Origin of the sequence: Aggregatibacter segnis (genome assembly GCF_003130075.1) — a bacterium.
Classification (GTDB): Bacteria; Pseudomonadota; Gammaproteobacteria; order Enterobacterales; family Pasteurellaceae; genus Aggregatibacter; species Aggregatibacter segnis_A.
Window position 1 is genome coordinate 137,933 of the sequence record NZ_NRCW01000003.1, and the last position, 26,502, is coordinate 164,434.

The following is a 26,502-nucleotide window of genomic DNA, read 5'->3' on the forward strand; positions in this document are numbered from 1 at the left end:
CAATGCATCAAGAAAAACCCCTGTCCTTATTAACACAAGGTCGGGTGTATCTGCATTTGGCTATTTGTCCGTACTGTCGCGCATTTGCTAAAAATTGTAAAAAAATGCATAAGTTAATGCGTGATTTCTCTGAACAATAAGCATCGATTGTTTCTTATTCTGAGGATTTTGATGTCTTTTGAGGGATAAATTAAGTGCGGCGGTATAACCCGTTTTCACTGTAAATCAGTTCTTGAAGTTCTAATTCTAAAAGCTGAATAAGAAGTTGCTCCACCGACAAATTGAGTGTGCTAGAGAGGGAATCAATGCTGATTGGCGTATACCCAATCGCTTGATAAAGTTCAGGATAAGTAGGCGATACCTTTTCCTCTTGTTGCGGAGAAACGGCCGTTGGGGAAGAAAAGTGCGGTCTATTTTTCAGGTGTTCTTTCCATGCCATTTGTGGTGCAAGGTTTTCTAAAATATCTTCTACATTTTCTACTAGCATCGCACCTTGTTTAATAAGTTTATGGCAGCCTTGGCTAAATTGACTTTGGATATTGCCGGGTAGAGCAAAAATTTCTCGGTTTTGTTCCAGTGCATAACGAGCGGTGATTAAAGATCCGCTGCGTTCAGTGGCTTCGATAATTAATGTCGCGAGAGATAATCCGCTAATAATGCGATTACGGCGAGGAAAGTTTTCTGCGATAGGCGGTTGCAACGGAAAAAACTCGGAAACTAACGCACCACCTTGCTCAATGATGTGTTGTGCTAATTTACGGTGTTTCGCCGGATAAACCTCTTCCAAACCACTCCCTAATACCGCGATAGTCGGCTGTCTCAAATCTACAGCGGCTTGATGGCAAAATCCGTCAATGCCTAACGCAAGTCCGCTGGTTATGATGAAGCCGTTGGTGGTTAGTTCTGAGGCAAAATACTTTGCCCAGTATTCCCCATAACTAGAACATTGGCGACTGCCAACGATAGCAATCTGTGGGTGAGATAAGGTGGATGTTTCACCTTTGACGAATAACACCGGTGGCGCGCTGTCAATTTGTTTTAATTGCTCAGGATAGTCCGGATGATAATAATCAAGAATATGATTTCCTTCTTTTTCTCCCCATAAAAGTGCCGGTTCAATATAGCGTTTTTCAGGATTGAACCAGGCTTGGATTTGTTGGGCATTCCAACCTATATGTTTGAATGCGGTAACATCGTAATCTTGTAAATCAGATAAATTTACTTGATCAAGTATTTTTTGAATTGAGGTTGGGCCTAGTTTCGGAATTTGTAATAGGCGAAGTAAAAGAGGTAAATGGTTATTCATGTTCTTCTGTGATTCTTTTTAAAGCAAAATTATACGAAGAACAGAAATAAGGAAGATAAAAAGGGAATAAGTTTTGCGATCAGGATCGTAATTTAAAAAGAAAGAGGATAAAAATTAGGAGAGGTGGGGGAGAAATATTATTTTTTATTACCGCACTTTTTAGTGTCAAATAAAAAACCCGGCAGGATAGCCGGGTTTTTCTTTTCGCACTGAATTATTCAGCAACGATAATCACGTTCAAGTGAGAGAAAACTTCGCCATGGAATTGGAAAGTTACTTCATGTTCACCAAGAGTACGGATTAAACCGTTTGGTAAACGAACTTCACTTTTCGCCACTGCAACGCCTTTTGCAGTGATTGCATCAGCGATGTCACGGGTACCGATAGAACCGAATAAACGACCTTCGTCACCTGCTTTAGACGCGATGGTTACAGAACCTAATGCTTCTAAGCGTGCTGCGCGGTCAACAGCAGCGGCTAATGCTTGTGCTGCTTTTTCTTCTAATTCTGCACGACGTGCTTCAAAGTGTTCAATGTTAGCCGCGGTTGCCATCACTGCTTTACCTTGTGGGATTAAGAAGTTACGTGCATAGCCGGATTTAACATTTACTTGATCGCCCACTTTACCTAAGTGTGCAATTTTATCTAAAAGAATTACTTGCATTTGACCTTCCCCTTCTTAGTGATGATGCGTGTCAGAGTAAGGTAATAACGCTAAATAACGAGCGCGTTTGATTGCGCGAGCTAATTGGCGTTGGTACTTCGCACGAGTACCGGTAATGCGGCTTGGTACAATTTTGCCGCTTTCAGAAATGTAGTTCTTTAATGTAGCGATATCTTTGTAATCGATTTCAACAACATTTTCCGCTGTGAAACGGCAGAACTTACGACGACGGAAATAACGTGCCATTTGGCTGGTCTCCTAATCTATAAATTCGATTTGCTCGGCATGTAAGACTAATTGTGTTGACCCATTATTTAACTGATGGGTGGTTAAAAAACCTTGAATTAAGACTTTGTTGCCGACCGTAATGCCTTGAGTTTTTTCTACTAATTGATTGCCGCTTACCTGAACCGGAATTTTGCACCAAGCTTGTCTGCTTAAATTAGCTTCCACTTGGTTTGAACGATGTTCCAATAAAAATTGGCAATGTTCGATTCCGTTTGGGCTTTTGCGCCGTCTAAGATTACCGGTAACGATACCAATAATGGATAAACGGTTTTCAATGTTCAAATTACTCTTCAGCATCCTCAAAATCGTTGGATTCAACTTCAGTTAAAGCTTTACGATCATCTTTTGCTTTAACCATTGGGGACGCTTCGGTTACGGCGTGCTTAGTGTGAATAACAAGGCTGCGCAATACAGCATCGTTATAACGGAAAGTCGTTTCTAGCTCGTCGATTACTTGTTGAGGCGCTTCTACATTCATAAGCACATAGTGTGCTTTATGTAATTTGTTAATTGGGTATGCTAATTGACGGCGACCCCAATCTTCTAGGCGATGAATTTGACCGCCGGCTTCTTTTACAGAACCGGTGTAACGTTCAATCATGCCCGGTACTTGCTCGCTTTGGTCCGGATGAACCATAAACACGATTTCGTAGTGACGCATTACTGCTCCTTACGGGTTAATCAGCCTCCAACGTAAGACCAGTCACCAATCTTGTGGAAGCAAGGAACTAATTCGGATGTGACTGAGGGCGCAAATTATACACGGAAAGCCAGTTTTTGCAAGAAAAGTGCGGTCGATTTTTCCGGTGTTTTTACATCCAAGCATTATTACGAATAATGCCAACAGCGATGCCCTCAATTTCGAATTGCGTCGGTTGAGTCAAATCCACGACAATCGGGGCAAATTCCTCGTTCTCGGCATGTAAAAAAACCGTCGAACCTTTACGCTCCAAACGTTTTACCGTGACTTCGTCTTCAATGCGGGCAACGACAACTTGTCCGTTGCGTACGTCCTTGGTGCTGTGGACGGCTAATAAGTCACCGTCCAAAATGCCGATGTCTTTCATGGATTGACCATAAACTTTGAGTAGAAAATCCGCTTGTGGTTTAAACATAGTCGGATCAACATGATATGTGCCTTCAATATGCTGTTCCGCTAAAATCGGTTCACCCGCGGCTACGCGCCCGATTAACGGTAATCCCGGTTCTTCTTGCCCATTATCTTCAAGCAATAAGCGAATACCACGGGATGTGCCGGAGACAATTTCAATCACGCCTTTCTTTGCCAATGCTTTTAAATGTTCTTCAGCCGCATTTGGAGAGCGAAATCCCAATTCTTTAGAGATCTCCGCCCGAGTTGGTGGCATGCCGGTTGTTTCAAGATGGTGTTTCAGAAAATCATAAACTTCCTGTTGCCGAGCTGTAAGTGGTTTCATAAAATCACCCTGTTATTTTATACATAAGTAACTGGTATTATATACAGAAAAACTTGGGGCGCAACCTTTCTTTTGTTGAAATATAAATCGAATCAGAGGCTTATCCTAGAATTGTGTTGTTCGTCACTAATTCTATGAAGTTTTTATGCTAAACTAGCGCCAATTTTGCACAAAGTATGTGAAATAACGTTAATTATACAAGGACATTTATTATGGCTGGTTTTCTGAATGCTTACCGGAAATTACTTGAATTGCCATTGTCGATTTTAGTAAAAAATAATCCGATTCCTCATCATCCTATTGAAGAACTAGAACTAAATATTTCCCAACCTATCGTTTATGTGTTGCCTTACACATCACAAACCGATTTTGTGATTTTCCGTAAAAACTGTTTGAGCGTGGGCTTGCCGGATCCTTTAGAACAAAATGAAATTAATGGCAATTTATTACCTCGCTTTGTCTTTTTAGATGAAGGCCGCCGCTTTTTTAAATCGAAAGGGGCTAAAAAAGAAACGATCACTGTTTTCAATAAATATTTGGAATTGCACCGCACTTCACCGGATTTAGACGTGCAGTTAATTCCCGTTTCGGTTTTATGGGGAAGAGCACCGGGGCGTGAAGATCAAACGAGCTTGCCAAACTTACGTTTGTTAAACGGGTTACAAAAAACAATTGCGGCATTATGGTTTGGACGTGACACCTTTGTGCGTTTCTCTCAAGCGGTGTCTTTACGTTATATGACTCGTGAACATGGATTTGATCAGAAAATTGCACAAAAATTAGCTCGTGTAGCCAAAATGCATTTTGCTAAACAGCGTATTTCGGCGACCGGTCCGCGCTTGCCAAATCGCCAAGCCATGTTCAATAAATTATTGCAACTGCCGGTGATTTTAGCGGCAATCGAAGACGAAGCGAAAAGTAAGAACATCAGTAAAGAGAAAGCGTATAAAGAAGCTGAAAAGATTCTGGATGAAATTGCGGCGAATGTGAGCTATGAAAGTTTACGTGTGGCGGATCGTTTCTTGCGTTGGTTGTGGAATAAATTGTATCAAGGCATTCAAGTAGAGAACGCGGATCGCGTGCGTAAACTGGCGTTAGAAGGCCATGAAATCGTGTATGTGCCTTGTCATCGTAGCCACATTGACTATTTATTGCTTTCTTACGTGCTATATCACCAAGGTTTGGTAACACCGCATATTGCCGCAGGGATTAACCTTAATTTCTGGCCGGTAGGGGGGATGTTCCGCCGCGGTGGGGCGTTTTTCATTCGTCGAACCTTTAAAGGTAACCGCTTATATTCTACGATTTTCCGTGAATATTTGTCGGAGTTGTTCCATCGTGGGTATGCGGTGGAATACTTTATTGAAGGTGGGCGTTCACGTACGGGGCGTTTACTTGCACCAAAAACCGGTATGATGTCCATGACATTACAGGCATTACAGCAACAACAGAGTCGACCGATTACGGTTGTGCCGGTGTATGTGGGATATGAACACGTTTTAGAAGTGGACACTTACGCCAAAGAATTACGTGGTGCGGCGAAAGAAAAAGAAAATGCCGGCTTGGTATTACGTGTGATTAAAAAATTACGTAATTTGGGCAAAGGCTATGTGAATTTCGGTGAGCCTATTACGTTAAATGCTTATTTAAATCAAAACTTCCCGGAATGGAAAGAGCCACCGGAAGATCGCCCGCAATGGTTTAACAAAGCTGTCGATGCGGTTTCTCATCAAGTAATGGTGAACATTAATAAAGCCGCAGCAGTGAATGCGATGAACTTAACCGGCACGGCATTATTGTCTTCCCGTCAACGTGCACTTTCTCGTGAGCAATTGTTAGAGCAACTTTCCAGTTATCAACAATTATTGCAAAACGTACCATATTCTGACGATATTGTTGTTCCGGCTGAAAAACCGGAAATTATGCTGGATCATGTGTTAAGTCTGGATCGAGTCGGTATTTTGGTGGAGAAAGACAACTTCGGTGAAATTGTCCGTTTGGAACATTCTTCAGCCGTGTTAATGACCTACTACCGCAATAACATTCAACACTTATTTGTGTTGCCATCCTTGGTCGCAAGTATTGTGTTGCATTACGAAGGTATTCAAAAGGATTTAGTGTTAGATGCCGTGCTTAAGATTTACCCGTTCTTGCGTAGCGAATTATTCTTGCATTTTACGGAAGAAGATCAGATCGCACAGCGTGTAGAGCAAATCATTAACGAATTGCAACGCCAAAATATTATTAAGCACAGTGAGAATATGCTGACAATCAATAAGCCGAATATTCGGATGTTGCAACTTTGGTCTGCCGGTGTACGTGAAATCTTACAACGCTATTACATTACAGTGAATTTACTGCAAAATAGTCCATTGATTTCCCGTGCAGATTTGGAAAAAGAAAGTCAGTCTGTGGCACAACGGTTGTCTGTCCTACATGGCATTAATGCACCTGAATTCTTTGATAAAGCGGTTTTCTCCGCCTTTACGAATAGTTTAAAAGATCAAGGCTATTTCAATGAAAGCGGCAGTGCAAATACCGAAAAATTGCATGTGTTGGCAGAGATTCTAACCCATCTGATTTCAACGGAAATTTGCTTAACCATTAATGGTGCCGTGACAAAAGTAGAAGAGAAAGAACATAACGAAAGTTAAGAAACAGAATAATAAAAGTGCGGTCATAAAAAACGTTATTTTTCTCGACCGCACTTTGGTTTCTTAAATTATTTGTTAATAAAAAAGCCATCTTCCTTTAGATGGCTTTTTCTTTGCGTCTGAGTTAACGTCTAAACATCCCGCCTAATCCGCCGAGCCCGCCGCCCATTAAGCCTTGCATGCCACGCATCATTTTTGCCATGCCGCCTTTACGCATTTTCTTCATCATGCGTTGCATTTCGTCAAATTGTTTGAGTAGCTTGTTTACATCTTGCACCTGCGTGCCGGAACCAAGAGCAATGCGACGACGGCGAGAACCTTTGATGATGTCCGGATTCGCGCGTTCTTTTAAGGTCATGGAATTGATGATGGCTTCGAGTTTGTTGAACATTTTGTCGTCCACCTGATTTTTCACATGATCCGGCAGGTTTTTAGCTCCCGGTAATTTTTCCAACATGGACATCATGCCGCCCATTTTTTTCATTTCGCGTAATTGTTCGCGGAAATCTTCTAAGGTGAAATCGTCGCCCTTTTTGAATTTTTGCGCCATTTTTTCCGCTTTTTCACGGTCAACGGAACGTTCTAAATCTTCAATTAAGGAAAGCACATCACCCATGCCAAGAATACGTGACGCCACACGATCCGGATGGAAGGGTTCTAATGCATCGGTTTTTTCACCCACCCCGAGGAATTTAATCGGCTTGCCGGTGATTTGACGAATCGATAGTGCGGCACCGCCACGAGCATCGCCATCCACTTTGGTGAGAATGACACCGGTAAGCGGTAAGGCTTCATTAAAGGCTTTTGCCGTATTCGCGGCATCTTGACCGGTCATAGCATCCACGGTGAAGAGTGTTTCAATTGGATTTAACACTGCGTGAATCTGCTTGATTTCATCCATCATTTCACTATCAACGTGCAAACGACCGGCGGTATCCACGATCAGCACATCGTAGAATTTTAATTTCGCGTCTGCCAACGCGGCTTTCGCAATATCTACCGGCTTTTGTTTCACATCTGACGGGAAGAAATCGACATTAACCCCTTGTGCGAGGGTTTCTAATTGTTTGATCGCCGCCGGACGATAGACGTCGGCAGAAACAACAAGCACTTTTTTCTTATGACGTTCACGCAGAAATTTGGCCAGTTTACCCACGCTGGTGGTTTTCCCTGCCCCTTGTAAACCCGCCATTAAAATCACGGCAGGTGGTTGGGTGGCAAGATTTAAACTTTCGTTGGCTTCACCCATCGCCGCTTCTAATTCGACTTGGACAATTTTGACGAATTCTTGTCCCGGTGTAAGGCTTTTATTGACTTCCACCCCAATGGCACGTTCTTTTACATTTTTAATAAAATCGCGTACGACCGGCAACGCCACATCGGCTTCTAACAATGCCATGCGCACTTCGCGCAAAGTTTCTTTAATGTTATCTTCGGTTAAACGACCTCGACCGCTAATATTGCGTAAGGTTTTGGAAAGACGATCGGATAAATTCTCAAACATAATATTTCCTGTGGTTAAATCGGAAAGGTATCATCGGTAAAATGCCGTTCATTATACTGAAATTCCGCGCATTTTCACGTCAAATAAAGTCGTGGCGATTTTAGCTTGATCTCGTTAGAATAAAACGCCAACAAAACAAAGGAAGAATAATTATGTGGTTTGCTGTTTTATCAATTCTTTTTTACCTCATCAGTGTGTTACGCATTGCTCCCATTTTATTAACCTCGCAAGTGGCGGGAGCCGATGTTAAAACTAAAAAAACACAGTTTTTTTTGACCGCACTTTTGGCGGTGGTTTTTCACCTTATTAGCACTTTCCCACTATTGGGAAACTTAGCGGAAGGGCAGAATTTCAGTATTATGGAAGTGGCTTCATTGATGAGTGTCATGATAGCCATACTTGCCACGTTAGCCATGTTGCGCGTCAACACCATGTGGTTTGTGTTACCGATTGTTTATTGTTTTTCCATTATTAATTTGATTTATGCCACTTTTCTTCCAAGCCACATTATTCAATTATTGAACCAAAATACGTCTATGCTTTTTCATATTGGCTTATCGATTTTTGCTTATGCCGTGTGCTGTATCGCGACCTTGTATGCGATTCAGTTGGTCTGGCTTGATCGCCGATTGAAAAGCAAGAAGATGACTTTTTCACCAATGGTACCGCCGCTTATGACAGTAGAGCGTCATTTTTTCCGTTTATTGGTCAGTGGCGAAGTATTGATGACATTCACCCTCATCTCCGGCACCTTTCATTTGGTTAACGCTATGACGCCGGATAATATTCATAAAGGTTTATTTTCGTTATTCGGCTGGATTGTATTCGGCATTGCGATTTTAGGCTATAAGCACTACCGCTGGCGTGGAAAAAAGATGATTATTTATGCAATTTCAGGTATGATTTTGCTCACGATTGCTTATTTCGGTAGTCGTCTGATTGTGTAATATCAGTAAATGAGAAAAAAGTGCGGTGAGTTTTTCCCGCCTTTTTTATTTTTAAGTCAATGTAAGGATTTCACTTTGGACAGTATTCCCCTTAGTACGTTATTTATCATTTTAATTGCCTGTTTAGTCCTTTCTGCCTATTTTTCCGGCTCTGAAACAGGTTTGCTTTCTTTAAATAAATATCGCCTGCGTTTTTTAGCAGAGCAGGGCAATAAAGGCGCAAAAAAAGCGGAGATGTTGCTTGCTAAACCGGACAAACTACTGAGTTTTATTCTTATCTTTAATAACCTTGTGAATATTAGTGCCTCGGCGATTGCGACCGTGATTGGGATGCGATTATATGGTGATGCCGGTGTGGCGATTGCCACCGGTGCATTAACGTTCGTGATGTTGATTTTCTCTGAAATTTTCCCCAAAACCGTGGCAGCTATGCACCCAGAAAAAGTAGGGTTAACGTCCAGCCATTTATTAACTCCATTACTGAAACTTTTTGCGCCGCTAGTTTGGGTGATGAATGTGTTCACCAAATTTTTAATGCGTTTGGTGGGCTTAAAACCGGATTTGAAAAAACAAGTCATTAGCCGCGAAGAATTGCGCAGCATCGTTTCCGAAGCAGGGGAAGCCACACCGGATGAGCAACATCCGCAAATGTTGCTGTCTATTTTGGATATGGAAACGGTCACCGTGGATGACATCATGGTGCCACGCAATGAAATCGGCGGCATTGATATTGATGATGACTGGAAATCTATCATGCGCCAGCTCAATCATGCGGCACATAACCGAGTAGTGTTGTATAAAGGCAGTATGGACGAAAACGTGCTCGGTATTTTGCGTGTTCGTGAAGCGTTCCGTTTGTTGCTGGAAAAAAATGAATTTACCAAAGAAACGTTGATTCGTGCTGCCGATGAAGTGTATTTCATACCTGAAGGTACCGCACTAAAAACCCAATTAGCCAATTTTCGTAATAAAAAAGAGCGTATCGGCTTAGTGGTGGACGAATACGGCGATATTAAAGGTTTGGTTACCTTGGAAGACATTTTGGAAGAAATCGTGGGAGATTTCACCACATCTAACGCACCGACAATTGATGAAGAAGTTGTACAACAATCTGATGGTTCGATGATTATTGAAGGTTCCGCCAATTTGCGCGATTTAAATAAAATGTTTAATTGGAATTTGGACACCGAAGATGCGCGTACATTTAACGGTTTGATCTTGGAGCATTTGGAAGAAATTCCTGAAGAAGGTACCGTCTGTGAAGTGAATGGATTGCGTGTGACTATTTTGGAAGTGAGTGACAACATGATTAAACAAGCTAAAGTAGTTAAGCTCTAAAATCTGACTTAAATCAAATTAAAGCGATGAAGTGTCTTCATCGCTTTTTTTATTACTAAATTTTAATTTACAAACGATGGAAGATTCTTATAATTAATGCGATTCATTATCAGTTGTAAAAAGAGTGTGATTTATCTCCTTCTTTTTATATTTTAAACACCTCGTCTAAGGGAAAACAAATGCCACAAATTTTTGAATTTTTACACAATTACAGTGATTACATCATCATCGGTTTATTGTTATTTATGAGCATCTTAATGCTCGCCATGGTAATCGAGCGTTTCTTCTTCTTATCTCGTGTTAAAGTCAACCAATATTCTACGATTCACGCTCTTGAAATTGATTTAAATCGCAACCTTACTGTGATTTCCACCGTTGGTGCGAATGCGCCTTACGTGGGGTTATTGGGAACGGTAATTGGGATCCTTTTAACGTTCTACCAAATTGGTCAATCCGGCGGTGATGTCAATGCCGGCGAAATCATGATGCACTTATCTTTAGCGCTAAAAGCGACCGCACTTGGGATTCTTGTGGCAATTCCTTCCATGATTTTCTATAACGCCTTAGGTCGTAAAGTAGAAGTTAACCGTTTGAAATGGAAAGTATTACATTCTCAAAAGAATAAAGAAGATACCGAAGCATAAGGAATCACCGTGAAAAAGTTTGATGAAATCAACATTATCCCGTTCATTGATATTATGTTGGTGTTGCTTGCCATCGTATTGATTACGGCGTCTTTCATTTCTCAAGGGAAAATCCAAGTGAATGTGCCGAAAGCCAGTTCTTCTGTGGCATTTAAATCCAGTGAGTTGGCGAAATTATTGACGGTGACTGCTGAGGGGGAAGTGTTCTTTAACGACAAACCGACCAGCTTAGAATCGTTAGAAACAGAAATTGCCGCATGGGATAAATCGCAAAAAGTAACCTTGAAAATTGATGCGGGTGCTACTTTCCAAGATTTCGTGTCAGTAACTGATTTATTGGCAAAAAATGAGATTAAAGATGTTGCGATTGTGGCAACTAAAGGCGGCGAAAAATCAAAATCGACAGATGCTCCGTCGGCAACACCTGCCGCTCCCCAAACGGGCAATGCAGAAACAAAATCGGCAGCGCAGTAGGAGAGTCTGAATGCAGAATGCCAAACGTTCGCTGTTAAGTTTCCTGTTGTCTGTTGTTATTCATGCCATTATTGTCTTTACGTTGTTTTGGAGCCATTTAACGAAAACAGATACAACGGCAAATAGCGCAACCGGCGAAATTTCTACCAGTATTTCTATGGAAATGCTTATGGCAATGGTAGAAGCCGATACGCCACCGGTGGTGGAAAAAGCACCGGAGCCGGAAAAACAGGAAATGGTGGAAGATCCGACAGTAAAACCGGAACCACCTAAGGTTGAGAAACCAAAAGAACCTGAAAAGCCGAAAGAGAAACCAAAAGAAAAACCGAAAGAAAAGCCAAAAGAGAAGCCAAAGGATAAACCGAAACCAAAAACAGATGCTGTGGTAGGTGATCGAACTGTTGAATCCAATGCGTCCGTTAACTCTAAGGCAACCACTACCGGTCCGGCAAATACGACCAATCCGAATTTGGTTGGTAATGGCGTGGGCGGCAGTGAGAGAGATGCTTATTTGTCAGCCGTTCGACGTGAGATTGAAAAACATAAACGTTATCCGGCACGTGCACAAATGATGCGTAAACAAGGTGTTGTCACCGTGTCCTTCTCAATTGCAGCCGATGGTAGTATCAGCGGTGCTAGTGTAGTGAAAAGCTCCGGTGTTGAGGATTTGGATAGCGCCGCATTAAAAGCTGTGGGCAGTGCTCGTTCTATCGGCCCTCGTCCTGCAGGTGTTTCTTCCAGTATTACGGTGCCGATCAGTTTCAATCTGAGATAATTTCTTTCTTACAAATAAAAGTGCGGTCAAAAAATAAATAAATTTTTGACCGCACTTTTTATTGCCTCTTAATGCAGAAAATTAGCTGTGTTTGCTTTTCTGATAGAGCGCCATTGCTTCCGGCATGAGGCGTAATAAGTTTTCTTGGCGATCTTTATCGCTTGGGTGGGTGGAACTGAGTTTATCCAACACACTTTGTGAACCTTTAGACGCTTTTTGCATTTTATCCCATAAGCCTGGTGCCGCTTGTGGGTTGTAACCGGATTTTGCCATTAATAATAAACCGACTTCATCTGCTTCTGTTTCGGCACTACGGGAGTAAGGTTTATCTAACGCCCAGTCTTTGGTTAAACCAACGACAATAGCGCTACCGTCAGAACCGATCTGAGTGGATAACGCAACGTGAGCAACGCCGGCAAGCACGTCAGTAAATTGTCCAATATTGGCTTTCTTTTTACCGTGTTCTTTCAATGCGTGCGCCATTTCATGCCCCATCACTGTCGCGATTTCATCATCAGTCAGGTTCAAGCTTTCTACTAAACCGGTATAAAACGCCATTTTACCGCCGGGCATTGCCCAAGCATTCAGTTCTTTCGATTTAATCACTTCGATTTGCCAGTTAAACGGCTGACCGGTGTGATTTTCAGCATTAGCATAAGGCACCATTTTGTTGAAAATTTTGTGCACTCGTTGAGCGGTTCTAGATTGGCTATCCAATTGTCCTTTCGCTTTTGCTTCAGTGATCATTTGACGATAGCCCATTGCCGCTTGTTGGTTGATTGAAGCAGAATCGGCACAAGCACTTAAAGTACCGATGATGGAGACGAATGCTAATGTTTTACCAAATTTGAACATAGATTTTCCCTCGTGGATTCGTGTGTAAAAAAGACCGCACTTTTTAAAGGTGCGGCCCTGTTTTGAGATTGTTTTTATTATTTTTTCGCACGTTCAAATGAATCAAGGATTTCTTTACGCGCTGCGTCAACGCCTTCCCATCCTTCTACTTTCACCCATTTACCTGCTTCTAAGGCTTTGTAGCTTTCGAAGAAGTGTTTGATTTGTGCTTTTAATAATTCCGGTAAATCGCCCACGTCTTTGATGTGGTCGTATTCTTTGCTTAATTTTGTGTGCGGTACCGCAACCACTTTCGCATCGCCACCGGCTTCATCGGTCATTTTCAACACGCCCACCGGACGGCAACGAATGACGGAGCCAGGTTGTAACGGATACGGTGTTGGCACTAATACGTCAACCGGGTCGCCGTCAGAAGATAAGGTGTTGTTCACATAACCGTAGTTTGCCGGATAGAACATCGCAGTTGCCATGAAACGGTCTACAAATAATGTGCCGGTTTCTTTGTCTACTTCGTATTTGATTGGATCGGAGTTTGCAGGGATTTCAATAACAACATAGATGTCATCTGGTAATTCTTTACCTGCTGGTACGCTTTCTAAGCCCATTTGTTATTCCTTCTTGTGAGTTAAATAAACGTCGCAATTATAGCGGTAATCGGCTTCATTTGTCGAGTTGAGGGAAAATGACATAATAAAATCCGGTTGTCTTTTATTCTTGTACTATTATAATAGTCCAAAATTTTAAAGAGAGGACTTTACAATGACAACACAAAAACGCCCTTCCTTACTCGGTGGCGCGATGATTATTGCAGGCACGGCAATCGGCGCCGGTATGCTTGCCAATCCAACTTCTACTGCCGGTGTTTGGTTTTTCGGTTCAATTGCGATTTTGATTTACACTTGGTTTTGTATGACCACGTCGGGCTTAATGATTTTGGAAGCCAATTTACATTATCCGACCGGCGCCAGTTTCGATACGATCGTAACGGATTTATTGGGTAAAGGCTGGAATGTGATTAACGGCTTGTCCGTCGCCTTTGTGCTTTACATACTTACTTATGCTTACATCACCTCAGGTGGCAGTATTACGGAAAGTTTCCTTAATCAATTAGGCGAAAATGTGGAAGTGGGACGCACTGCAGGCTCCTTGATTTTCTGTTTTGTGTTGGCGGCATTTGTATGGTTCTCTACCAAAGCGGTTGACCGTTTTAGTACGGTGTTAATTGCCGGTATGATCATTTCTTTCTTCCTTTCCACCTCTGGTTTGTTGAGTTCGGTGAAAGCCGATGTGTTGTTTAACACCGTGGCACAGGGCGAACAGCAATATTTACCTTATATTTTGACCGCACTTCCGGTGTGTTTGGTGTCTTTCGGTTTCCACGGCAACGTACCGAGTTTGGTGAAATACTATGATCGTGATGGCAACCGCGTGATGAAATCCATTTTCCTTGGCACCGGTTTGGCGTTGATTATTTATATTTTGTGGCAGCTTGCCGTTCAAGGTAACTTACCACGCGCCGAATTTGCACCGGTCATCGCCAAAGGCGGTGACGTGGCGGTCTTATTAGAAGCCTTGAACAAATACATCCAAACGGATTACATCGGGATTATTTTGAATTTCTTTGCCTACATGGCCATCGCCAGTTCTTTCCTTGGTGTCACCTTAGGCTTATTCGATTACATCGCTGACTTGTGTAAATTTGATGACAGCCGCTTAGGACGCACGAAAACGACATTAGTCACTTTCCTACCGCCCTTATTACTGAGTTTGCAATTCCCGTTTGGTTTCGTTATCGCCATTGGTTACGCGGGTTTAGCCGCCACGATTTGGGCTGCCATCGTGCCGGCATTGTTGGCAAAAGCCAGCCGTAAAAAATTCCCGAATGCCACCTATCGTGTACACGGCGGCAACTTCATGGTGTATTTCGTGATTTTATTCGGATTATTGAATATCTTCGCACAAGTGGCATTGCAGTTCGGTTGGATTGCCGACTTCAAAGGATAATATGCAAGACAAGCAAAGCGTGTATGACAAGGACGGTTTTTTCGACCTGTACCAGAAACTGCGCAGTAACCCGAACAGCTTAAATGAAATCGTCGAAAAGCCCACCATGTTGGGCTTAGTCGGCGACGTGTCAGGCAAGCGTATTTTAGATTTAGGCTGTGGTTGCGGAGAACATCTCAAGCTCTATTTAGAACGGGGTGCTGCATTTGTTGTCGGCATCGATTTATCTCAAGCCATGTTGCAGCAGGCAGCAAAAAATCTCGCAGAATTTCGCCCGCACTTTTTACTGGAGCAAGCCCCCATGGAACGTTTAGAACAGTTAAATGAGGGGAATTTTGATGTCATCACCAGTTCCTTTGCTTTTCATTATGTACAGGATTTTCCTGCATTATTAGCAAAAATTCATGCCAAACTGAAATCAAACGGGCAATTGATTTTCTCTCAAGAGCATCCCATTGTGACCTGTTATCAAGGCGGTGAGCGTTGGGAAAAAGACGCACAAAAACGCCAACTCGCCTATCGTCTGAATTTCTATCGTGATGAAGGCGAACGCCAACGCAACTGGTTTAAGCAATCTTTCACTACCTATCACCGCACCACGGCGACCATCATCAACAATTTGATTTCCGCCGGTTTTCACATTGAGCAAATGGCGGAGCCAATGCTTGCAGACCAACCACAATGGCAGGATGAATTTAAAGATTTGCAACATCGCCCGGTGTTGTTGTTTGTTAAGGCGAGAAAAAATACATAAAGTGCGGTCGGTTTTTGACGTGTTTTTGAGAAAAAGAAGGCGGACAATTTGTCCGCCTTATCTTTTATAGTTTGATATTGTTTGCAGCACTAATCGCATCTCTATTTTCTGAGAGCGTGCGCAGATAAGCTATTTGTATAACAGCAGGAATCGTCACTCTATAAGCAGGACCAGCAATATCAACCGCCGTCCATAGCCCTGTGATAACCCATCCGATTGGACCTGTTAAAATTGTCGCAGTTCTCGTAACTAAAACATTTCCTCCTAGTGTTAGCCCGCGCCCAATTAATACTTTTACTATAGCATTTACAATAATTAATGTGAGTTGATAAGATTTAAATCCTCCGGCTCTAAATACCGCTAAAAATATTGCAGTTAAACCCTGAGAAGTTAGCTTTGATGTATTTTCTAATCCTAATTCTTTACCAAGTTTTGCAATTTCTTCTGCTGACATTTTTTCTAAAGCATCTTCTAAGATTTTCATTAACAAGTTTTGTTCTATTTTCTTTGTAGATGAATCCTTATTGTAATTTACCTTCATTTTGTCGCAGACATCACATAGTACTTCTTTGTATGGAACACCGCCACCTCTGAACATGTTGGCGAATGTATTACCGCCAAAACATTGAATTTCCGCAGCAATTTCTTTCCAATATTGTTTATGATCTGGATAATGTTTTTTATAGTTGTCTTCTTGAGTTAAAGACTCAGTTAAACGACGCTCCCCATCTTTATCATGAGTTAAAAGATAAACAAGGTCGTGTAATTCCTCAGATGACAAAGAGCTTAAAAACTCTAAATCAGGGTCATGACGATATGCCATAATTTGGGTCTCCATCAGGTGTTAAAATTAGGTCGTATTTTAATTTCGAAGATACCCTGCTACAATCAACTCTCAGTTATATTTGATTACCCAATTTCACACTATTAACTACACTAAAAGAGCATTTTATGAGAGCTAGTGATAAATTAAGACAAAACATTAGAGATATTAGGGAAGATAAACATTTTACCCAAGCAGATATGGCTGAAAAATTAGGTTTATCTATAACTGGATATGCAAAAATTGAACGTGGACAATCTCAAATCAATATTGAACGCTTACAGCAAATCTCTAAAGTCTTGGAAGTTAGTATCGCTGATCTTATTCCATTTGGTGATGATGGAGTTGTTGTTTTTAATAATTCAAATGATAACTTTAGTAATTCCAGCAATTTTAGTTTAGCTTTGGGAAATCCTGCGTTAGAGGCTGAGGTTGCAAATTTGCGCCAAATTCTTGCACACAAGAACGAAATTGTAGAAAGCCGAGATAGAGAGATTAATTTATTGAGACAACAGGTTGAGACACTACAAAAATTAATTTCTTCATTGGAAAATGTAGCATAAAAGAAGGCGGACAATTTATCCGCCTTTTAGCGCAGAAAATATCTGCTTTCCGAGTAAGAAAAAGTTAACGCAAGAATGCCGGAATTTTACTTTCGTATTCTGCAATTTTGTCTTCGTGTTGAAGGGTTAAACCGATATTATCCAAACCGTTTAACAAACAATGACGGCGGAATTCGTCCAGTTCAAAGGTATAAACTTTGTCGCCTACGGTCACGGTCATGGCTTCCAAGTCCACATGGATTTGTTTGCCTTCATTTGCCCACACCCATTGAAAGATTTCTTCCACTTCTTCTTCGCTTAAACGAATCGGTAACATGTGGTTGTTCAAACTATTGTTATAGAAAATATCCGCAAAACTGGGTGCGATCATCACTTTGAAACCATAGTCTGCCAATGCCCAAGGCGCATGTTCACGAGAAGAACCACAACCGAGGTTTTTACGCGCTAATAAAATAGTCGCTCCTTGATATTGTGGATAGTTCAGCACGAAATCCGGATTTGGTTTGGTGCCATCCACATCCAAATAACGCCATTCGTGGAATAAGTGTTTGCCGAAACCTACGCGGGTAATGGCTTGTAAAAATTGTTTTGGAATAATCGCATCTGTGTCCACATTCGCGGCATCCAATGGCACTACTAAGCCTGAAAGTTGTTTGAATCCTGCCATTTTTCTTTTTCCTCTTCTTTGGGCCTTAATTTAATGTCACATCACGAATATCAACGAATTTACCGAACATACCGGCAGCTGCCGCCATCGCAGGGCTTACTAAGTGAGTGCGACCATTACGGCCTTGGCGACCTTCAAAGTTACGGTTCGAAGTGGAAGCACAACGTTCCCATTCACCTAAACGGTCGTCGTTCATCCCTAAACACATTGAGCAACCCGGATTGCGCCATTCTGCACCCGCTTCAATAAAGATTTTATCCAAGCCTTCTTTTTCCGCTTGTTCTTTGACTAAACCGGAACCCGGCACCACTAAAATCCGTTTTACGTTATCGGCTTTTTTACGGCCTTTCATCACAGCCGCAGCTGCGCGTAAATCTTCGATACGGGCATTAGTACAAGAGCCGATAAACACTTGATCCACAGGGATTTCTTTTAAATCAGTGTTAGCTTCTAAGCCAATATAAGTCAAGGCTTTTTCAGCAGAGGCGCGAGTGACCGGATCGGTCATTTCCGTTGGATTTGGCACTAATTGATCGATACCGATCACTTGTCCCGGATTGGTGCCCCAAGTGACTTGCGGTGCGATGTCTTTGGCTTCTAATGTGATGACAGAGTCAAATTGCGCATCATCATCAGATTTTAAGGTTTTCCAATAAGCGACTGCATCATCCCAATCCTTACCTTTCGGCGCGTGTGGACGGCCTTTTAAATAGTCGAAAGTGGTTTCATCCGGTGCGATTAAACCGGCTTTGGCGCCCATTTCAATTGCCATGTTGCATACTGTCATTCTGCCTTCCATAGAAAGGTCTCGAATAGCTTCACCACAGAACTCCACTACATGGCCTGTGCCGCCCGCCATGGTTGTTTTACCGATAATGGCAAGAATAATGTCTTTAGCGGTAATGCCAGGCGCCACTTTGCCGCGCACTTCAATTTTCATGCTTTTTGCACGGGCTTGTTTTAAGGTTTGTGTCGCTAAAACGTGTTCTACTTCGGAGGTGCCGATACCAAATGCCAAAGCACCAAAGGCGCCGTGGGTAGCGGTATGAGAGTCACCGCAGACGATCGTCATACCTGGCAAAGTTAAGCCTTGTTCCGGTCCCATCACATGCACGATACCTTGTTCTTTCGTGGTCATATCGAACAATTGAATACCGGTCGCTTTCGTGTTTTTTGCAAGCTCCAATACTTGAATTTTTGCTTGGCCTTCAAGTTTGTTCACATCGCGTACTTGGGTAGAAATACTGTGATCCATGGTGCCGAAAGTTTTACTTACTTGACGCACTTGGCGTCCCGCCACGCGTAAGCCGTCAAAGGCTTGCGGGCTGGTCACTTCGTGGATTAAGTGGCGGTTAATATACAGAATCGGCGTCTCGCCTTCCGCTTCATAGACGACGTGTGCGTCAAATAATTTTTGGTAGAGGGTTTTTTTCATAATAAATCCGTTAGTGTAAATTATTCGGTAATTTCAATTAAATTGCCTTCGATTCCCACAATGCAGCTTTCGTAATAACCGTCGCCGGTGGTGCGCGGACCGCTTGTCACTTCATAGCCGTCTTGCTTTAAGCGGGCGGTGAGGCTGTCCACTTTGTCTTTTCCGCCCACGCTGAACGCAATATGAATATAGCCTTCGCCGAGATCGGCTTTATCGCGCGCATATTGATTGGGTTTATTCATAATTTCCAATCTCGCACCGCTTTCGCCGAAAGACAGAAAATAGCTGCGTAACCCGGTGTTGGGATTATGGTACATCTCGTTGGATTTTGCCTCGAAATAGGTTTCAAAAAAGGTTTTGGTTTTTTCCAAATCATTGACATACATAGCAAGATGTTCGAGTTTCATTGTATGACTCCATAAAATGTATTAAAAACCGACCGCACTTTTAGATCGCATTCGCAATCAGGCTGCCCATTTCGGCGGTGGAAACCGGTTTGCCGTTATCCGCCAAATCCGCCGTGCGGTGTCCGTCCGCCAGCACTTTTTTCACCGCGTTTTCAACGGCGTCCGCCGCGTCGTTTAGGTTAAAGCTGTAGCGCAACATCATTGCCGCAGAAAGGATCTGTGCGATCGGATTGGCAATGCCTTTGCCTGCAATGTCCGGTGCGGAACCGCCCGCCGGTTCATATAAGCCGAAACCTTCTTCATTTAAGCTGACAGATGGCAACATCCCCATAGACCCTGTGATCATCGCTGCTTCATCAGAGATAATATCGCCGAAAATATTAGAGCAGAGGAGCACATCGAAAGACTCCGGCGCTTTGATTAACTGCATGGTCGCGTTGTCGATATAAATGTGATCTAAGGTGACTTCAGGGTAATCTTTCGCCACTTCAGTCACAGTTTCACGCCATAAGATTGAAGCTTGTAATACGTTAGCTTTATCCACAGAAGTCACATGTTTACGACGTTTCATTGCCGCATCAAAAGCCGCACGTGCAATGCGTTCGATTTCATACTTGTAATAAACTTCGGTATCGAATGCTTTAGTTTGTGCACCTTCGCCTTCACGGCCTTTAGGCTGACCAAAATAAATCCCGCCCGTTAATTCGCGTACGACCACCATATCAAACCCTTTCGCTGCAATATCTGCACGTAATGGGCAGAATTTTTCTAGTCCTTTATAAAGGGTTGCAGGACGAAGATTGCAGAATAATTTGAAATGTTTACGTAATGGCAACAATGCACCGCGTTCCGGTTGTTGATCCGGTGGTAAATTTGTCCATTTAGGGCCACCTACAGAACCAAACAAAATCGCATCAGCCTCATCACAACCTTTTAAGGTTTCTGCCGGTAATGGGCAACCGCAATTATCAATTGCGGCACCACCCACATAAAACTCGTTGAAGTTAAGTTTAAAACCAAATTTTTCTTGGACTTTGTTTAATACTTTAATGGCTTCAGCCATGACTTCTGGGCCGATGCCGTCTCCCGGTAGAATGGCAATGTTGTATGATTGCATATTGAATTATCCTTTATCTGTTATTTAGTTGTAGGGACAGGCTTTATGCCTGTCCGATTACTCGTTAATATTGGACAGGCATAAAGCCTGTCCCTACGAAGGGATTAATGATGTTTATGATTCTTAATATTTGCTACCTTATGCGCCCGATAAATCGCATTGATCGCGTGGACTAAAGCAAGGGCGGAAGATTCAACGATATCCGTCGCTAAACCTACACCATGGAATTTACGGCCTTCGTGTTCTACCACAATATCCACCTGACCTAAGGCTTCAGCGCCTTCGCCTTTGGCGGTTAAGTTATAGTGAGACATTTTGATCTCTAAACCGGTTAAATTTAAGATGGCGTTATAAACCGCATCGACCGGGCCGTTACCGCCGATTGACGAAGTACTTAATTTCTCACCGTCTAATTGTAACTGAACAAAGGCTGTCGCCGGGTATTCTTTGGTGGAGTGAGCGGAAAGTTTATCTAACACTAAACGATCTTCATCGCCTTGTTGCATGTCAATGAACGCCAAGGCCTCCAAGTCATAATCGAACACTTGGCCTTTTTTGTCTGCCAATTTTAAGAAGGAATCGTACAATTTATCCAAATCGTAATCTTGTTCGGTGTAGCCCATGTCGGTCATGTGGCCTTTCACCGCCGCACGGCCGGAACGCGCGGTTAAGTTCAATTTCTCTTTCTTCAAACCGATGGTTTCCGGAGACATGATTTCGTAGGTGTTTTTGTTTTTCAACATACCGTCTTGGTGAATACCGGAAGAGTGTGCAAAAGCATTGGAACCCACAATAGCTTTATTCGGTTGAATTGGCATATTGCAAAGTTGGCTCACCATTTGGCTGACACGATGAATTTCTTGTGTATTAATTCGTGTGTCTACACCGAAGAGTGCCTGGCGGGTTTTAATCGCCATGACCACTTCTTCCAATGCAGTGTTGCCAGCACGTTCGCCGATGCCGTTGATGGTACATTCAATTTGGCGCGCGCCGTTTTGTACGGCGGTTAAAGAGTTGGCGGTCGCCATGCCTAAGTCGTTGTGGCAGTGCACGGAAATAATGGCTTTGTCGATGTTTGGTACGCGATTGCGCACTTGGGCGATGATGTTGCCGTACTCCGTTGGCAAGCAGTAGCCCACAGTGTCTGGAATATTAACGGTAGTGGCGCCGGCGTTGATTGCCGCTTCCACAATGCGGCAGATATTGTCAATACCGGTGCGTCCTGCATCTTCGCAAGAAAATTCCACATCGTCAGTGTAGTTACGCGCGCGTTTCACTGCTGCCACCGCCATTTCAACCACATCGTCAAAGGTGCGTTTTAATTTGGTTTCAACGTGTAATGCAGAGCTAGCAATGAAAGTGTGAATACGGAAAGCTTCCGCTACTTTTAAGGCTTCGTAGGCTGCGTCGATGTCTTTATCTACCGCACGGGAAAGTGCCGCGACACGACTATTTTTGATATGGCGTGCGATAGTTTTTACGGATTCAAAATCCCCTTGCGAGGAAACCGGAAAGCCCACTTCCATGACATCCACGCCTAAACGCTCTAAAGCAAGAGCAATTTGTAATTTTTCTTTTACGGTAAGGCTTGCTTTTAACGCTTGTTCCCCATCACGCAAGGTCGTATCAAAAATAATAACGCGATCTGTCATAACATTTTCCTTTTTTCAATCACTCAAAGTGCGGTCGTTTTTTCAGATGTTTTGTAAGTGCAAAAACGAAAAAACCCGCAAACTAGAGTGCGGGTTTAAATCTTGAGGGTTTTACATTTAACTGTTTTTCATCCACAACCTATCCGCACAAAGAATGTGAGAGCAGCAGGTTGAGGGAAAAAGAAACAGTGATAAACATGAAAAATCCTAATGCATAAAATCTGTAAAAGTGCGACACATATTACGGATTTAAATTCTTCTGTCAAATGTTTGCTTAGTGTTTTATGTTGATTTTTGCGTTATTTTAGAAATGAATTTGGATTTATTATCTGATATTTTTGCATTTGTTAGATTGATGTTCTTTATTTATTTTTTGCTGTGAATTTTTATTCTAGGAAAAATTTATTTGATAAATAGTTCTACTTTTTTTACAGGACAGAAAAGAAAAGTACGGTAAATTTTCTTAAACATTTAAAAAAACGTTATGAAAATCCACCGCACTTTCATGCGCAATAAGCTTAATGAGTATTTAATTCCCAATGCCCATCCGTCTTCAATTCTAAACGCTTTTCATGTAACGACACTAAGGTTGAACGATGCCCGACGCTGATAATGGTGGTATTCGGCAATTCCCGACGAATTAACCGATACATGGCATCTTCAAGTCCTTCATCCAGGCTGGCGGTGGCTTCATCTAAAAAGGCCACTTGCGGTTTATGGAGCAAAAGCCGTGCGAAGGCGAGACGTTGCTGTTCGCCAAGAGACAAAATGCGGCTCCAGTCTTGTTCTTGTTCCAACCGTTCTTGTAAATGGGCAAGTTGTACTTGCTGTAATACGTCATTTACTTTCGTCAAATCAGCCTGCTCCGTAGTGTTGGGATAATACAGCGCTGTGAGTAAATCCCCTTGGGGTAAATAAGGGCGTTGTGAAAGGAAAAGGCTGTTTTGTTGCGGGCAGAAGATTTCGCCGTGCGCAAACGACCATAACCCTGCCACGGTACGTAACAACGTGGTTTTCCCCACTCCGGATTGACCTTGGATTAGCAAAGAGTCCCCTTGCGGTAGCGTCAGATTGAGATCGTTAATCAGCGTTTTGCCAAGTGGCGATTTCACATTCAGATGTTGGAAAATAACATCGGTTGGGTGAGCGGTAATCTGGGTTTTGTTTTCTTTCTGTGCGGCTTCCACGCTGTAATGGAAACCGGTTAAACGGTCCAAAGTGGCTTTGTATTCGGCAAAGCTATCGTAGGTGTTGCGGAAGAAAGAAAGATTGGAATGCAATTTGCCAAAGACTTGCAAAGTTTGCATCAGATCGCCCAGTTTAATTTGTTTTTCAAAATAGCGTCCCACTTGAATGAGTAAAGGGAACACCACGGAAATTTGGCTGACCACTAAGTTAAAACCGGAGAATTTTAAGGCTCGGAAGACGATATCCCACATATTGTCAATAACAGCGCGGAATTGTTTATAAAGCTGGCTTTTTTCAACTTTTTCACCGGCATAGAAGGCGATGCTTTCCGCATATTCTTTTACACGGATTAAAGAATAACGGTAATTTGCGTTTAATTTTTCGTTGGCAAAATTGAGGCGAATTAACGGCTTACCGAGCCAAAAGGCGATAAGTGTGGTGAAGATCACATAAGCGAACACTAAAAAGACCATCATGTGCGGGATTTCGACGCCGAATAAACTCATTGGCCCAGCTAATCCCCACAATAAAATCGTGTAAGAAATCATGGAGGTGACCGCATCAATGACGCCGGTACTCAAGGAAATCGTTGTTTTGACATAGGATTGCACGTCTTGTTGAATCCGTTGATCGGGGTTGTCCAAATGTTGGGCGGTATATTGGCTTTTATAGTAGGCGCGGTGGCTCATCCATTTTTCCAACATTTCTTGGTTTAACCATTCAATCCAATTAATGGAAAAGCGCTGGCTGATGTAATAGCTAATTAAGGCAGAAAGTACGGAAAATCCGGCGATAAAACAAAACAGGATCATTTGTTCCCAAAAGACCGGCTGATTGAACTCTTGTAGCGAGGTGTACATATTGTTATACCAAGTGGAATGTACCAGTCCTAGACGAACGCTAAACAAGGTTAAGGCCACAATCAGCACGAAAAATAACAGCGGCTTAATACTGCGTTTCGGTGAAAGGTAACCGCCTGCAAACATCCAAAATTGCTTTCCCCAGTGAGTGAAACGCACCAACAAAAAGACGCTGAGGCTAAAAACAACGGTTGTGATTGCTAAGGTTTTGGCAATCCAAAGTAGGGAGGTAATCGCTTCCTGAGAGTAGTCCATTATGTAATCCGCTAATAAAAAAGTGCGGTTCATTTTAAAAAGATTTCCCTATTAGGCAAGAAAAAATGTGATAGAGGTTTCATTTTTTGTGTTTGTTTTCCCTAAAAAAAATGAAGTTGTTATAATTTGCCACAGTTAATTTTATTTGAGGTAAATATGAGCGATATTGCTATTACGATTAGCCTACTCGCCCTGGTCGCCGTGATTGGTTTATGGATCGGTCATTGGAAGATCAAAGGTGTCGGTTTTGGTGTAGGCGGGGTGCTCTTTGGTGGGATCATTGTGGCGCATTTTACCAATCAATACGGATTGGCATTAGATACGCATACATTACATTTCGTGCAAGAGTTTGGCTTGATTCTGTTTGTGTATACGATCGGGATTCAAGTGGGGCCGGGGTTCTTCTCTTCCTTGCGCCGTTCGGGGTTAAAACTTAACGGTTTTGCCTTTTTGATTGTGTTGCTTGGCGGCATTTCGGTGATTCTCATTCACAAGCTTGCCGATGTGCCGTTAGACATTATTCTGGGGATTTATTCCGGTGCGGTAACCAATACGCCATCGTTGGGGGCGGGGCAACAAATTTTAGCTGAGCTTGGCTTAAAAAGTGCTACGTCAACAATGGGGATGGCATATGCCATGGCCTATCCGTTTGGGATCTGCGGTATTTTACTTTCCATGTGGTTGGTGCGTTTGTTCTTTAAAATTAAGGTAGATGAAGAAGAACAACATTTCCAACATGAAAGCGGACAAGATAAAGAAACGTTAACCACCATGGACGTAAAAGTCACCAATAAAAACTTGGATGGTTTACGCCTTATTGATATTCCGGGGTTTGGTGAAGGAGATATTGTGTGTTCCCGCTTGAAGAGCGGTAACAATATTTGCGTGCCGAAAGCCAATTCTGAAATTCATTTGGATGACGTCTTGCATTTGGTGGGCGATGGCAGTGCATTGAAGAAAATGTGCTTAATCATCGGAGATGAGCTGGATGTGCCGATTTCAACCAAGGGCGGAGAGATTCGTTCAGAACGGGTTGTGGTGACGAGTGAAAAAGTCTTAGGTAAAAAAATCAAATCACTTGGTATCCATCAAAAATACGGTGTAGTGATTTCCCGCTTAAACCGTGCCGGTGTGGAATTGGTTCCGACAGCAAATACAACCTTACAATTCGGTGACGTATTGCACATGGTGGGTCGCACAGATATGATGAATAACGCCATTTCTGTGATTGGTAATGCTGAGCAAAAATTGCAACAAGTGCAAATGTTGCCGGTCTTTATCGGGATTGGTTTAGGTGTGGTATTCGGCTCCATTCCTTTTTATATTCCAAGTTTTCCCGTTGCCTTAAAATTAGGTTTAGCAGGTGGTCCGTTAGTGATTGCGTTGATTTTGGCGCGTATCGGTACGATCGGTAAGCTGTATTGGTTTATGCCACCAAGTGCTAACTTGGCGTTACGCGAGTTAGGGATTGTCTTATTCTTGGCTGTCGTTGGGCTGAAATCCGGCGGTAGTTTTATGGATACCTTATTAAACGGAGGCGGTTTGGAATGGATGGGCTTCGGTATCGTTATTACGTTAGTGCCTTTACTCATTACCGCAGTTATCGCACGTTTATACAGCAAATTGAATTACCTTTCCCTTTGTGGTGTGCTTGCCGGTTCAATGACCGATCCACCGGCATTGGCATTTGCTAATTCGATTAAAGAAGGCAGCGGTGCCGCTTCGTTATCTTATGCGACAGTATATCCGTTGGCGATGTTCTTACGTATTGTTTCTCCACAATTGCTGGCGTTGTTACTCTGGAGTTTTACATAACCAGAAAACGCGTTTAAAAATGACCGCACTTCATCTAAAAGTGCGGTCATTTTTTTCCTTATTTAAGGACGCGTTGA

Annotated in this window: 27 protein-coding genes; 11 read left to right on the top strand and 16 right to left on the bottom strand. The window is 42.6% G+C overall.

Translation table 11 applies throughout. The features are described 5' to 3' along the window. The first annotated feature begins 2 nt into the window (after nucleotides 1-2). Entirely contained in the window at nucleotides 3-140 is a 138-nt protein-coding gene (locus DK415_RS09585) for a zf-HC2 domain-containing protein (protein WP_462804184.1), read from the top strand. 50 nt (nucleotides 141-190) lie between these two features. Here the strand turns inward: DK415_RS09585 and dprA are convergent, their stop codons facing one another. From dprA to lexA, 6 genes are all read right to left on the bottom strand, one after another. Further along, a complete protein-coding gene (gene dprA / locus DK415_RS04565; RefSeq protein ID WP_109432646.1) occupies nucleotides 191-1,306 on the bottom strand; it encodes a DNA-processing protein DprA in 1,116 nt (371 codons plus the stop codon). A gap of 214 nt (nucleotides 1,307-1,520) precedes the next feature. Further along, on the bottom strand, nucleotides 1,521-1,970 hold the full coding sequence (gene rplI / locus DK415_RS04570) for a 50S ribosomal protein L9 (RefSeq protein ID WP_109432647.1): 450 nt from the start codon (nucleotides 1,968-1,970) through the stop codon (nucleotides 1,521-1,523). Nucleotides 1,971-1,985: 15 nt separating this feature from the next. Further along, nucleotides 1,986-2,216 (bottom strand): 30S ribosomal protein S18, encoded by a 231-nt coding sequence (rpsR, locus tag DK415_RS04575; RefSeq protein ID WP_005541294.1) that lies wholly within the window; start codon nucleotides 2,214-2,216, stop codon nucleotides 1,986-1,988. A 12-nt stretch (nucleotides 2,217-2,228) separates the two neighbouring features. After that, nucleotides 2,229-2,555 carry a primosomal replication protein N gene (gene priB, locus DK415_RS04580; protein WP_109432648.1) on the bottom strand — a complete coding sequence of 109 codons (327 nt, stop codon included), beginning with the start codon at nucleotides 2,553-2,555 and terminating at the stop codon, nucleotides 2,229-2,231. Further along, nucleotides 2,542-2,919 (bottom strand): 30S ribosomal protein S6, encoded by a 378-nt coding sequence (rpsF, locus tag DK415_RS04585; protein WP_005555822.1) that lies wholly within the window; start codon nucleotides 2,917-2,919, stop codon nucleotides 2,542-2,544. The genes priB and rpsF overlap by 14 nt, the downstream gene beginning before the upstream one ends. A gap of 151 nt (nucleotides 2,920-3,070) precedes the next feature. Next, nucleotides 3,071-3,694 carry a transcriptional repressor LexA gene (lexA, locus tag DK415_RS04590; RefSeq protein ID WP_109432649.1) on the bottom strand — a complete coding sequence of 208 codons (624 nt, stop codon included), beginning with the start codon at nucleotides 3,692-3,694 and terminating at the stop codon, nucleotides 3,071-3,073. A 212-nt stretch (nucleotides 3,695-3,906) separates the two neighbouring features. On the opposite strand from lexA, the gene plsB reads away from it, so the two are divergent. Beyond that, nucleotides 3,907-6,348, top strand: coding sequence for a glycerol-3-phosphate 1-O-acyltransferase PlsB (gene plsB, locus DK415_RS04595; protein WP_109432650.1), 2,442 nt, complete (start codon nucleotides 3,907-3,909; stop codon nucleotides 6,346-6,348). 124 nt (nucleotides 6,349-6,472) lie between these two features. On the opposite strand, the gene ffh is transcribed toward plsB, so the two are convergent. Then, nucleotides 6,473-7,852: a signal recognition particle protein gene (gene ffh, locus DK415_RS04600; protein WP_109432651.1), complete on the bottom strand. Its 1,380-nt coding sequence runs from the start codon at nucleotides 7,850-7,852 to the stop codon at nucleotides 6,473-6,475. 152 nt (nucleotides 7,853-8,004) lie between these two features. Here ffh and DK415_RS04605 point away from each other — a divergent pair, with 152 nt between their 5' ends. The 5 genes from DK415_RS04605 (at nucleotide 8,005) to DK415_RS04625 (ending at nucleotide 12,030) form a co-directional block, all read left to right on the top strand. Beyond that, the gene (locus tag DK415_RS04605) at nucleotides 8,005-8,799 is read left to right on the top strand and encodes a cytochrome C assembly family protein (protein WP_048750000.1); all 795 of its coding nucleotides are present in this window, start codon (nucleotides 8,005-8,007) and stop codon (nucleotides 8,797-8,799) included. A 75-nt stretch (nucleotides 8,800-8,874) separates the two neighbouring features. Next, entirely contained in the window at nucleotides 8,875-10,137 is a 1,263-nt protein-coding gene (locus DK415_RS04610; protein WP_109432652.1) for an HlyC/CorC family transporter, read from the top strand. Nucleotides 10,138-10,316: 179 nt separating this feature from the next. Next, nucleotides 10,317-10,781, top strand: a complete 465-nt coding sequence (gene exbB / locus DK415_RS04615) for a TonB-system energizer ExbB (RefSeq protein ID WP_109432653.1) — start codon at nucleotides 10,317-10,319, stop codon at nucleotides 10,779-10,781. A gap of 9 nt (nucleotides 10,782-10,790) precedes the next feature. Beyond that, the gene (gene exbD, locus DK415_RS04620) at nucleotides 10,791-11,255 is read left to right on the top strand and encodes a TonB system transport protein ExbD (protein ID WP_109432654.1); all 465 of its coding nucleotides are present in this window, start codon (nucleotides 10,791-10,793) and stop codon (nucleotides 11,253-11,255) included. Nucleotides 11,256-11,265: 10 nt separating this feature from the next. After that, nucleotides 11,266-12,030, top strand: coding sequence for an energy transducer TonB (locus DK415_RS04625; RefSeq protein WP_109432655.1), 765 nt, complete (start codon nucleotides 11,266-11,268; stop codon nucleotides 12,028-12,030). A gap of 81 nt (nucleotides 12,031-12,111) precedes the next feature. On the opposite strand, the gene DK415_RS04630 is transcribed toward DK415_RS04625, so the two are convergent. Beyond that, nucleotides 12,112-12,885, bottom strand: coding sequence for a M48 family metallopeptidase (locus DK415_RS04630; protein WP_109432656.1), 774 nt, complete (start codon nucleotides 12,883-12,885; stop codon nucleotides 12,112-12,114). 77 nt (nucleotides 12,886-12,962) lie between these two features. Continuing rightward, on the bottom strand, nucleotides 12,963-13,490 hold the full coding sequence (ppa, locus tag DK415_RS04635; protein ID WP_006716839.1) for an inorganic diphosphatase: 528 nt from the start codon (nucleotides 13,488-13,490) through the stop codon (nucleotides 12,963-12,965). Between the two features lie 154 nt (nucleotides 13,491-13,644). On the opposite strand from ppa, the gene mtr reads away from it, so the two are divergent. Together mtr and DK415_RS04645 are read left to right on the top strand one after the other, a co-directional pair. Continuing rightward, nucleotides 13,645-14,889, top strand: coding sequence for a tryptophan permease (gene mtr / locus DK415_RS04640; protein ID WP_109432657.1), 1,245 nt, complete (start codon nucleotides 13,645-13,647; stop codon nucleotides 14,887-14,889). Between the two features lies 1 nt (nucleotide 14,890). Beyond that, complete coding sequence (locus tag DK415_RS04645; RefSeq protein WP_109432658.1) at nucleotides 14,891-15,643, top strand: class I SAM-dependent methyltransferase; 753 nt, start codon at nucleotides 14,891-14,893, stop codon at nucleotides 15,641-15,643. A gap of 64 nt (nucleotides 15,644-15,707) precedes the next feature. On the opposite strand, the gene DK415_RS04650 is transcribed toward DK415_RS04645, so the two are convergent. Beyond that, nucleotides 15,708-16,466 (bottom strand): YaaW family protein, encoded by a 759-nt coding sequence (locus DK415_RS04650; RefSeq protein WP_109432659.1) that lies wholly within the window; start codon nucleotides 16,464-16,466, stop codon nucleotides 15,708-15,710. Nucleotides 16,467-16,594: 128 nt separating this feature from the next. Here DK415_RS04650 and DK415_RS04655 point away from each other — a divergent pair, with 128 nt between their 5' ends. After that, nucleotides 16,595-17,029: a helix-turn-helix domain-containing protein gene (locus tag DK415_RS04655; protein WP_109432660.1), complete on the top strand. Its 435-nt coding sequence runs from the start codon at nucleotides 16,595-16,597 to the stop codon at nucleotides 17,027-17,029. Between the two features lie 64 nt (nucleotides 17,030-17,093). Here the strand turns inward: DK415_RS04655 and leuD are convergent, their stop codons facing one another. From leuD to DK415_RS04685, 6 genes are all read right to left on the bottom strand, one after another. After that, nucleotides 17,094-17,696 (bottom strand): 3-isopropylmalate dehydratase small subunit, encoded by a 603-nt coding sequence (gene leuD / locus DK415_RS04660; RefSeq protein WP_109432661.1) that lies wholly within the window; start codon nucleotides 17,694-17,696, stop codon nucleotides 17,094-17,096. Nucleotides 17,697-17,721: 25 nt separating this feature from the next. Continuing rightward, nucleotides 17,722-19,131 carry a 3-isopropylmalate dehydratase large subunit gene (gene leuC, locus DK415_RS04665; protein ID WP_109432662.1) on the bottom strand — a complete coding sequence of 470 codons (1,410 nt, stop codon included), beginning with the start codon at nucleotides 19,129-19,131 and terminating at the stop codon, nucleotides 17,722-17,724. Between the two features lie 20 nt (nucleotides 19,132-19,151). Then, nucleotides 19,152-19,538, bottom strand: coding sequence for a VOC family protein (locus tag DK415_RS04670; RefSeq protein ID WP_109432663.1), 387 nt, complete (start codon nucleotides 19,536-19,538; stop codon nucleotides 19,152-19,154). 40 nt (nucleotides 19,539-19,578) lie between these two features. Then, nucleotides 19,579-20,655, bottom strand: coding sequence for a 3-isopropylmalate dehydrogenase (gene leuB / locus DK415_RS04675; RefSeq protein WP_109432664.1), 1,077 nt, complete (start codon nucleotides 20,653-20,655; stop codon nucleotides 19,579-19,581). A gap of 104 nt (nucleotides 20,656-20,759) precedes the next feature. Further along, nucleotides 20,760-22,307 carry a 2-isopropylmalate synthase gene (leuA, locus tag DK415_RS04680; RefSeq protein WP_109432665.1) on the bottom strand — a complete coding sequence of 516 codons (1,548 nt, stop codon included), beginning with the start codon at nucleotides 22,305-22,307 and terminating at the stop codon, nucleotides 20,760-20,762. Nucleotides 22,308-22,825: 518 nt separating this feature from the next. Beyond that, nucleotides 22,826-24,610, bottom strand: coding sequence for an ABC transporter ATP-binding protein/permease (locus tag DK415_RS04685; protein WP_109432775.1), 1,785 nt, complete (start codon nucleotides 24,608-24,610; stop codon nucleotides 22,826-22,828). A 156-nt stretch (nucleotides 24,611-24,766) separates the two neighbouring features. On the opposite strand from DK415_RS04685, the gene DK415_RS04690 reads away from it, so the two are divergent. Then, nucleotides 24,767-26,425, top strand: coding sequence for a putative transporter (locus tag DK415_RS04690; RefSeq protein ID WP_109432666.1), 1,659 nt, complete (start codon nucleotides 24,767-24,769; stop codon nucleotides 26,423-26,425). Nucleotides 26,426-26,502: the final 77 nt, after the last annotated feature.

Excerpts from the sequence above, each read along its gene's own strand:
- DK415_RS09585 (WP_462804184.1), top strand. The coding sequence starts at position 3 with ATGCATCAAGAAAAACCCCTGTCCTTATTAACACAAGGTCGGGTGTAT.
- rpsR (WP_005541294.1), bottom strand. The coding sequence starts at position 2,216 with ATGGCACGTTATTTCCGTCGTCGTAAGTTCTGCCGTTTCACAGCGGAA.
- DK415_RS04645 (WP_109432658.1), top strand. The coding sequence starts at position 14,891 with ATGCAAGACAAGCAAAGCGTGTATGACAAGGACGGTTTTTTCGACCTG.
- lexA (WP_109432649.1), bottom strand. The coding sequence starts at position 3,694 with ATGAAACCACTTACAGCTCGGCAACAGGAAGTTTATGATTTTCTGAAA.
- mtr (WP_109432657.1), top strand. The coding sequence starts at position 13,645 with ATGACAACACAAAAACGCCCTTCCTTACTCGGTGGCGCGATGATTATT.
- leuB (WP_109432664.1), bottom strand. The coding sequence starts at position 20,655 with ATGCAATCATACAACATTGCCATTCTACCGGGAGACGGCATCGGCCCA.
- DK415_RS04605 (WP_048750000.1), top strand. The coding sequence starts at position 8,005 with ATGTGGTTTGCTGTTTTATCAATTCTTTTTTACCTCATCAGTGTGTTA.
- rplI (WP_109432647.1), bottom strand. The coding sequence starts at position 1,970 with ATGCAAGTAATTCTTTTAGATAAAATTGCACACTTAGGTAAAGTGGGC.
- DK415_RS04685 (WP_109432775.1), bottom strand. The coding sequence starts at position 24,610 with ATGGACTACTCTCAGGAAGCGATTACCTCCCTACTTTGGATTGCCAAA.
- ppa (WP_006716839.1), bottom strand. The coding sequence starts at position 13,490 with ATGGGCTTAGAAAGCGTACCAGCAGGTAAAGAATTACCAGATGACATC.
- ffh (WP_109432651.1), bottom strand. The coding sequence starts at position 7,852 with ATGTTTGAGAATTTATCCGATCGTCTTTCCAAAACCTTACGCAATATT.
- plsB (WP_109432650.1), top strand. The coding sequence starts at position 3,907 with ATGGCTGGTTTTCTGAATGCTTACCGGAAATTACTTGAATTGCCATTG.
- DK415_RS04630 (WP_109432656.1), bottom strand. The coding sequence starts at position 12,885 with ATGTTCAAATTTGGTAAAACATTAGCATTCGTCTCCATCATCGGTACT.
- DK415_RS04690 (WP_109432666.1), top strand. The coding sequence starts at position 24,767 with ATGAGCGATATTGCTATTACGATTAGCCTACTCGCCCTGGTCGCCGTG.
- exbB (WP_109432653.1), top strand. The coding sequence starts at position 10,317 with ATGCCACAAATTTTTGAATTTTTACACAATTACAGTGATTACATCATC.
- leuC (WP_109432662.1), bottom strand. The coding sequence starts at position 19,131 with ATGAAAAAAACCCTCTACCAAAAATTATTTGACGCACACGTCGTCTAT.
- priB (WP_109432648.1), bottom strand. The coding sequence starts at position 2,555 with ATGCTGAAGAGTAATTTGAACATTGAAAACCGTTTATCCATTATTGGT.
- rpsF (WP_005555822.1), bottom strand. The coding sequence starts at position 2,919 with ATGCGTCACTACGAAATCGTGTTTATGGTTCATCCGGACCAAAGCGAG.
- leuA (WP_109432665.1), bottom strand. The coding sequence starts at position 22,307 with ATGACAGATCGCGTTATTATTTTTGATACGACCTTGCGTGATGGGGAA.
- leuD (WP_109432661.1), bottom strand. The coding sequence starts at position 17,696 with ATGGCAGGATTCAAACAACTTTCAGGCTTAGTAGTGCCATTGGATGCC.
- dprA (WP_109432646.1), bottom strand. The coding sequence starts at position 1,306 with ATGAATAACCATTTACCTCTTTTACTTCGCCTATTACAAATTCCGAAA.
- DK415_RS04625 (WP_109432655.1), top strand. The coding sequence starts at position 11,266 with ATGCAGAATGCCAAACGTTCGCTGTTAAGTTTCCTGTTGTCTGTTGTT.
- DK415_RS04655 (WP_109432660.1), top strand. The coding sequence starts at position 16,595 with ATGAGAGCTAGTGATAAATTAAGACAAAACATTAGAGATATTAGGGAA.
- DK415_RS04670 (WP_109432663.1), bottom strand. The coding sequence starts at position 19,538 with ATGAAACTCGAACATCTTGCTATGTATGTCAATGATTTGGAAAAAACC.
- DK415_RS04650 (WP_109432659.1), bottom strand. The coding sequence starts at position 16,466 with ATGGCATATCGTCATGACCCTGATTTAGAGTTTTTAAGCTCTTTGTCA.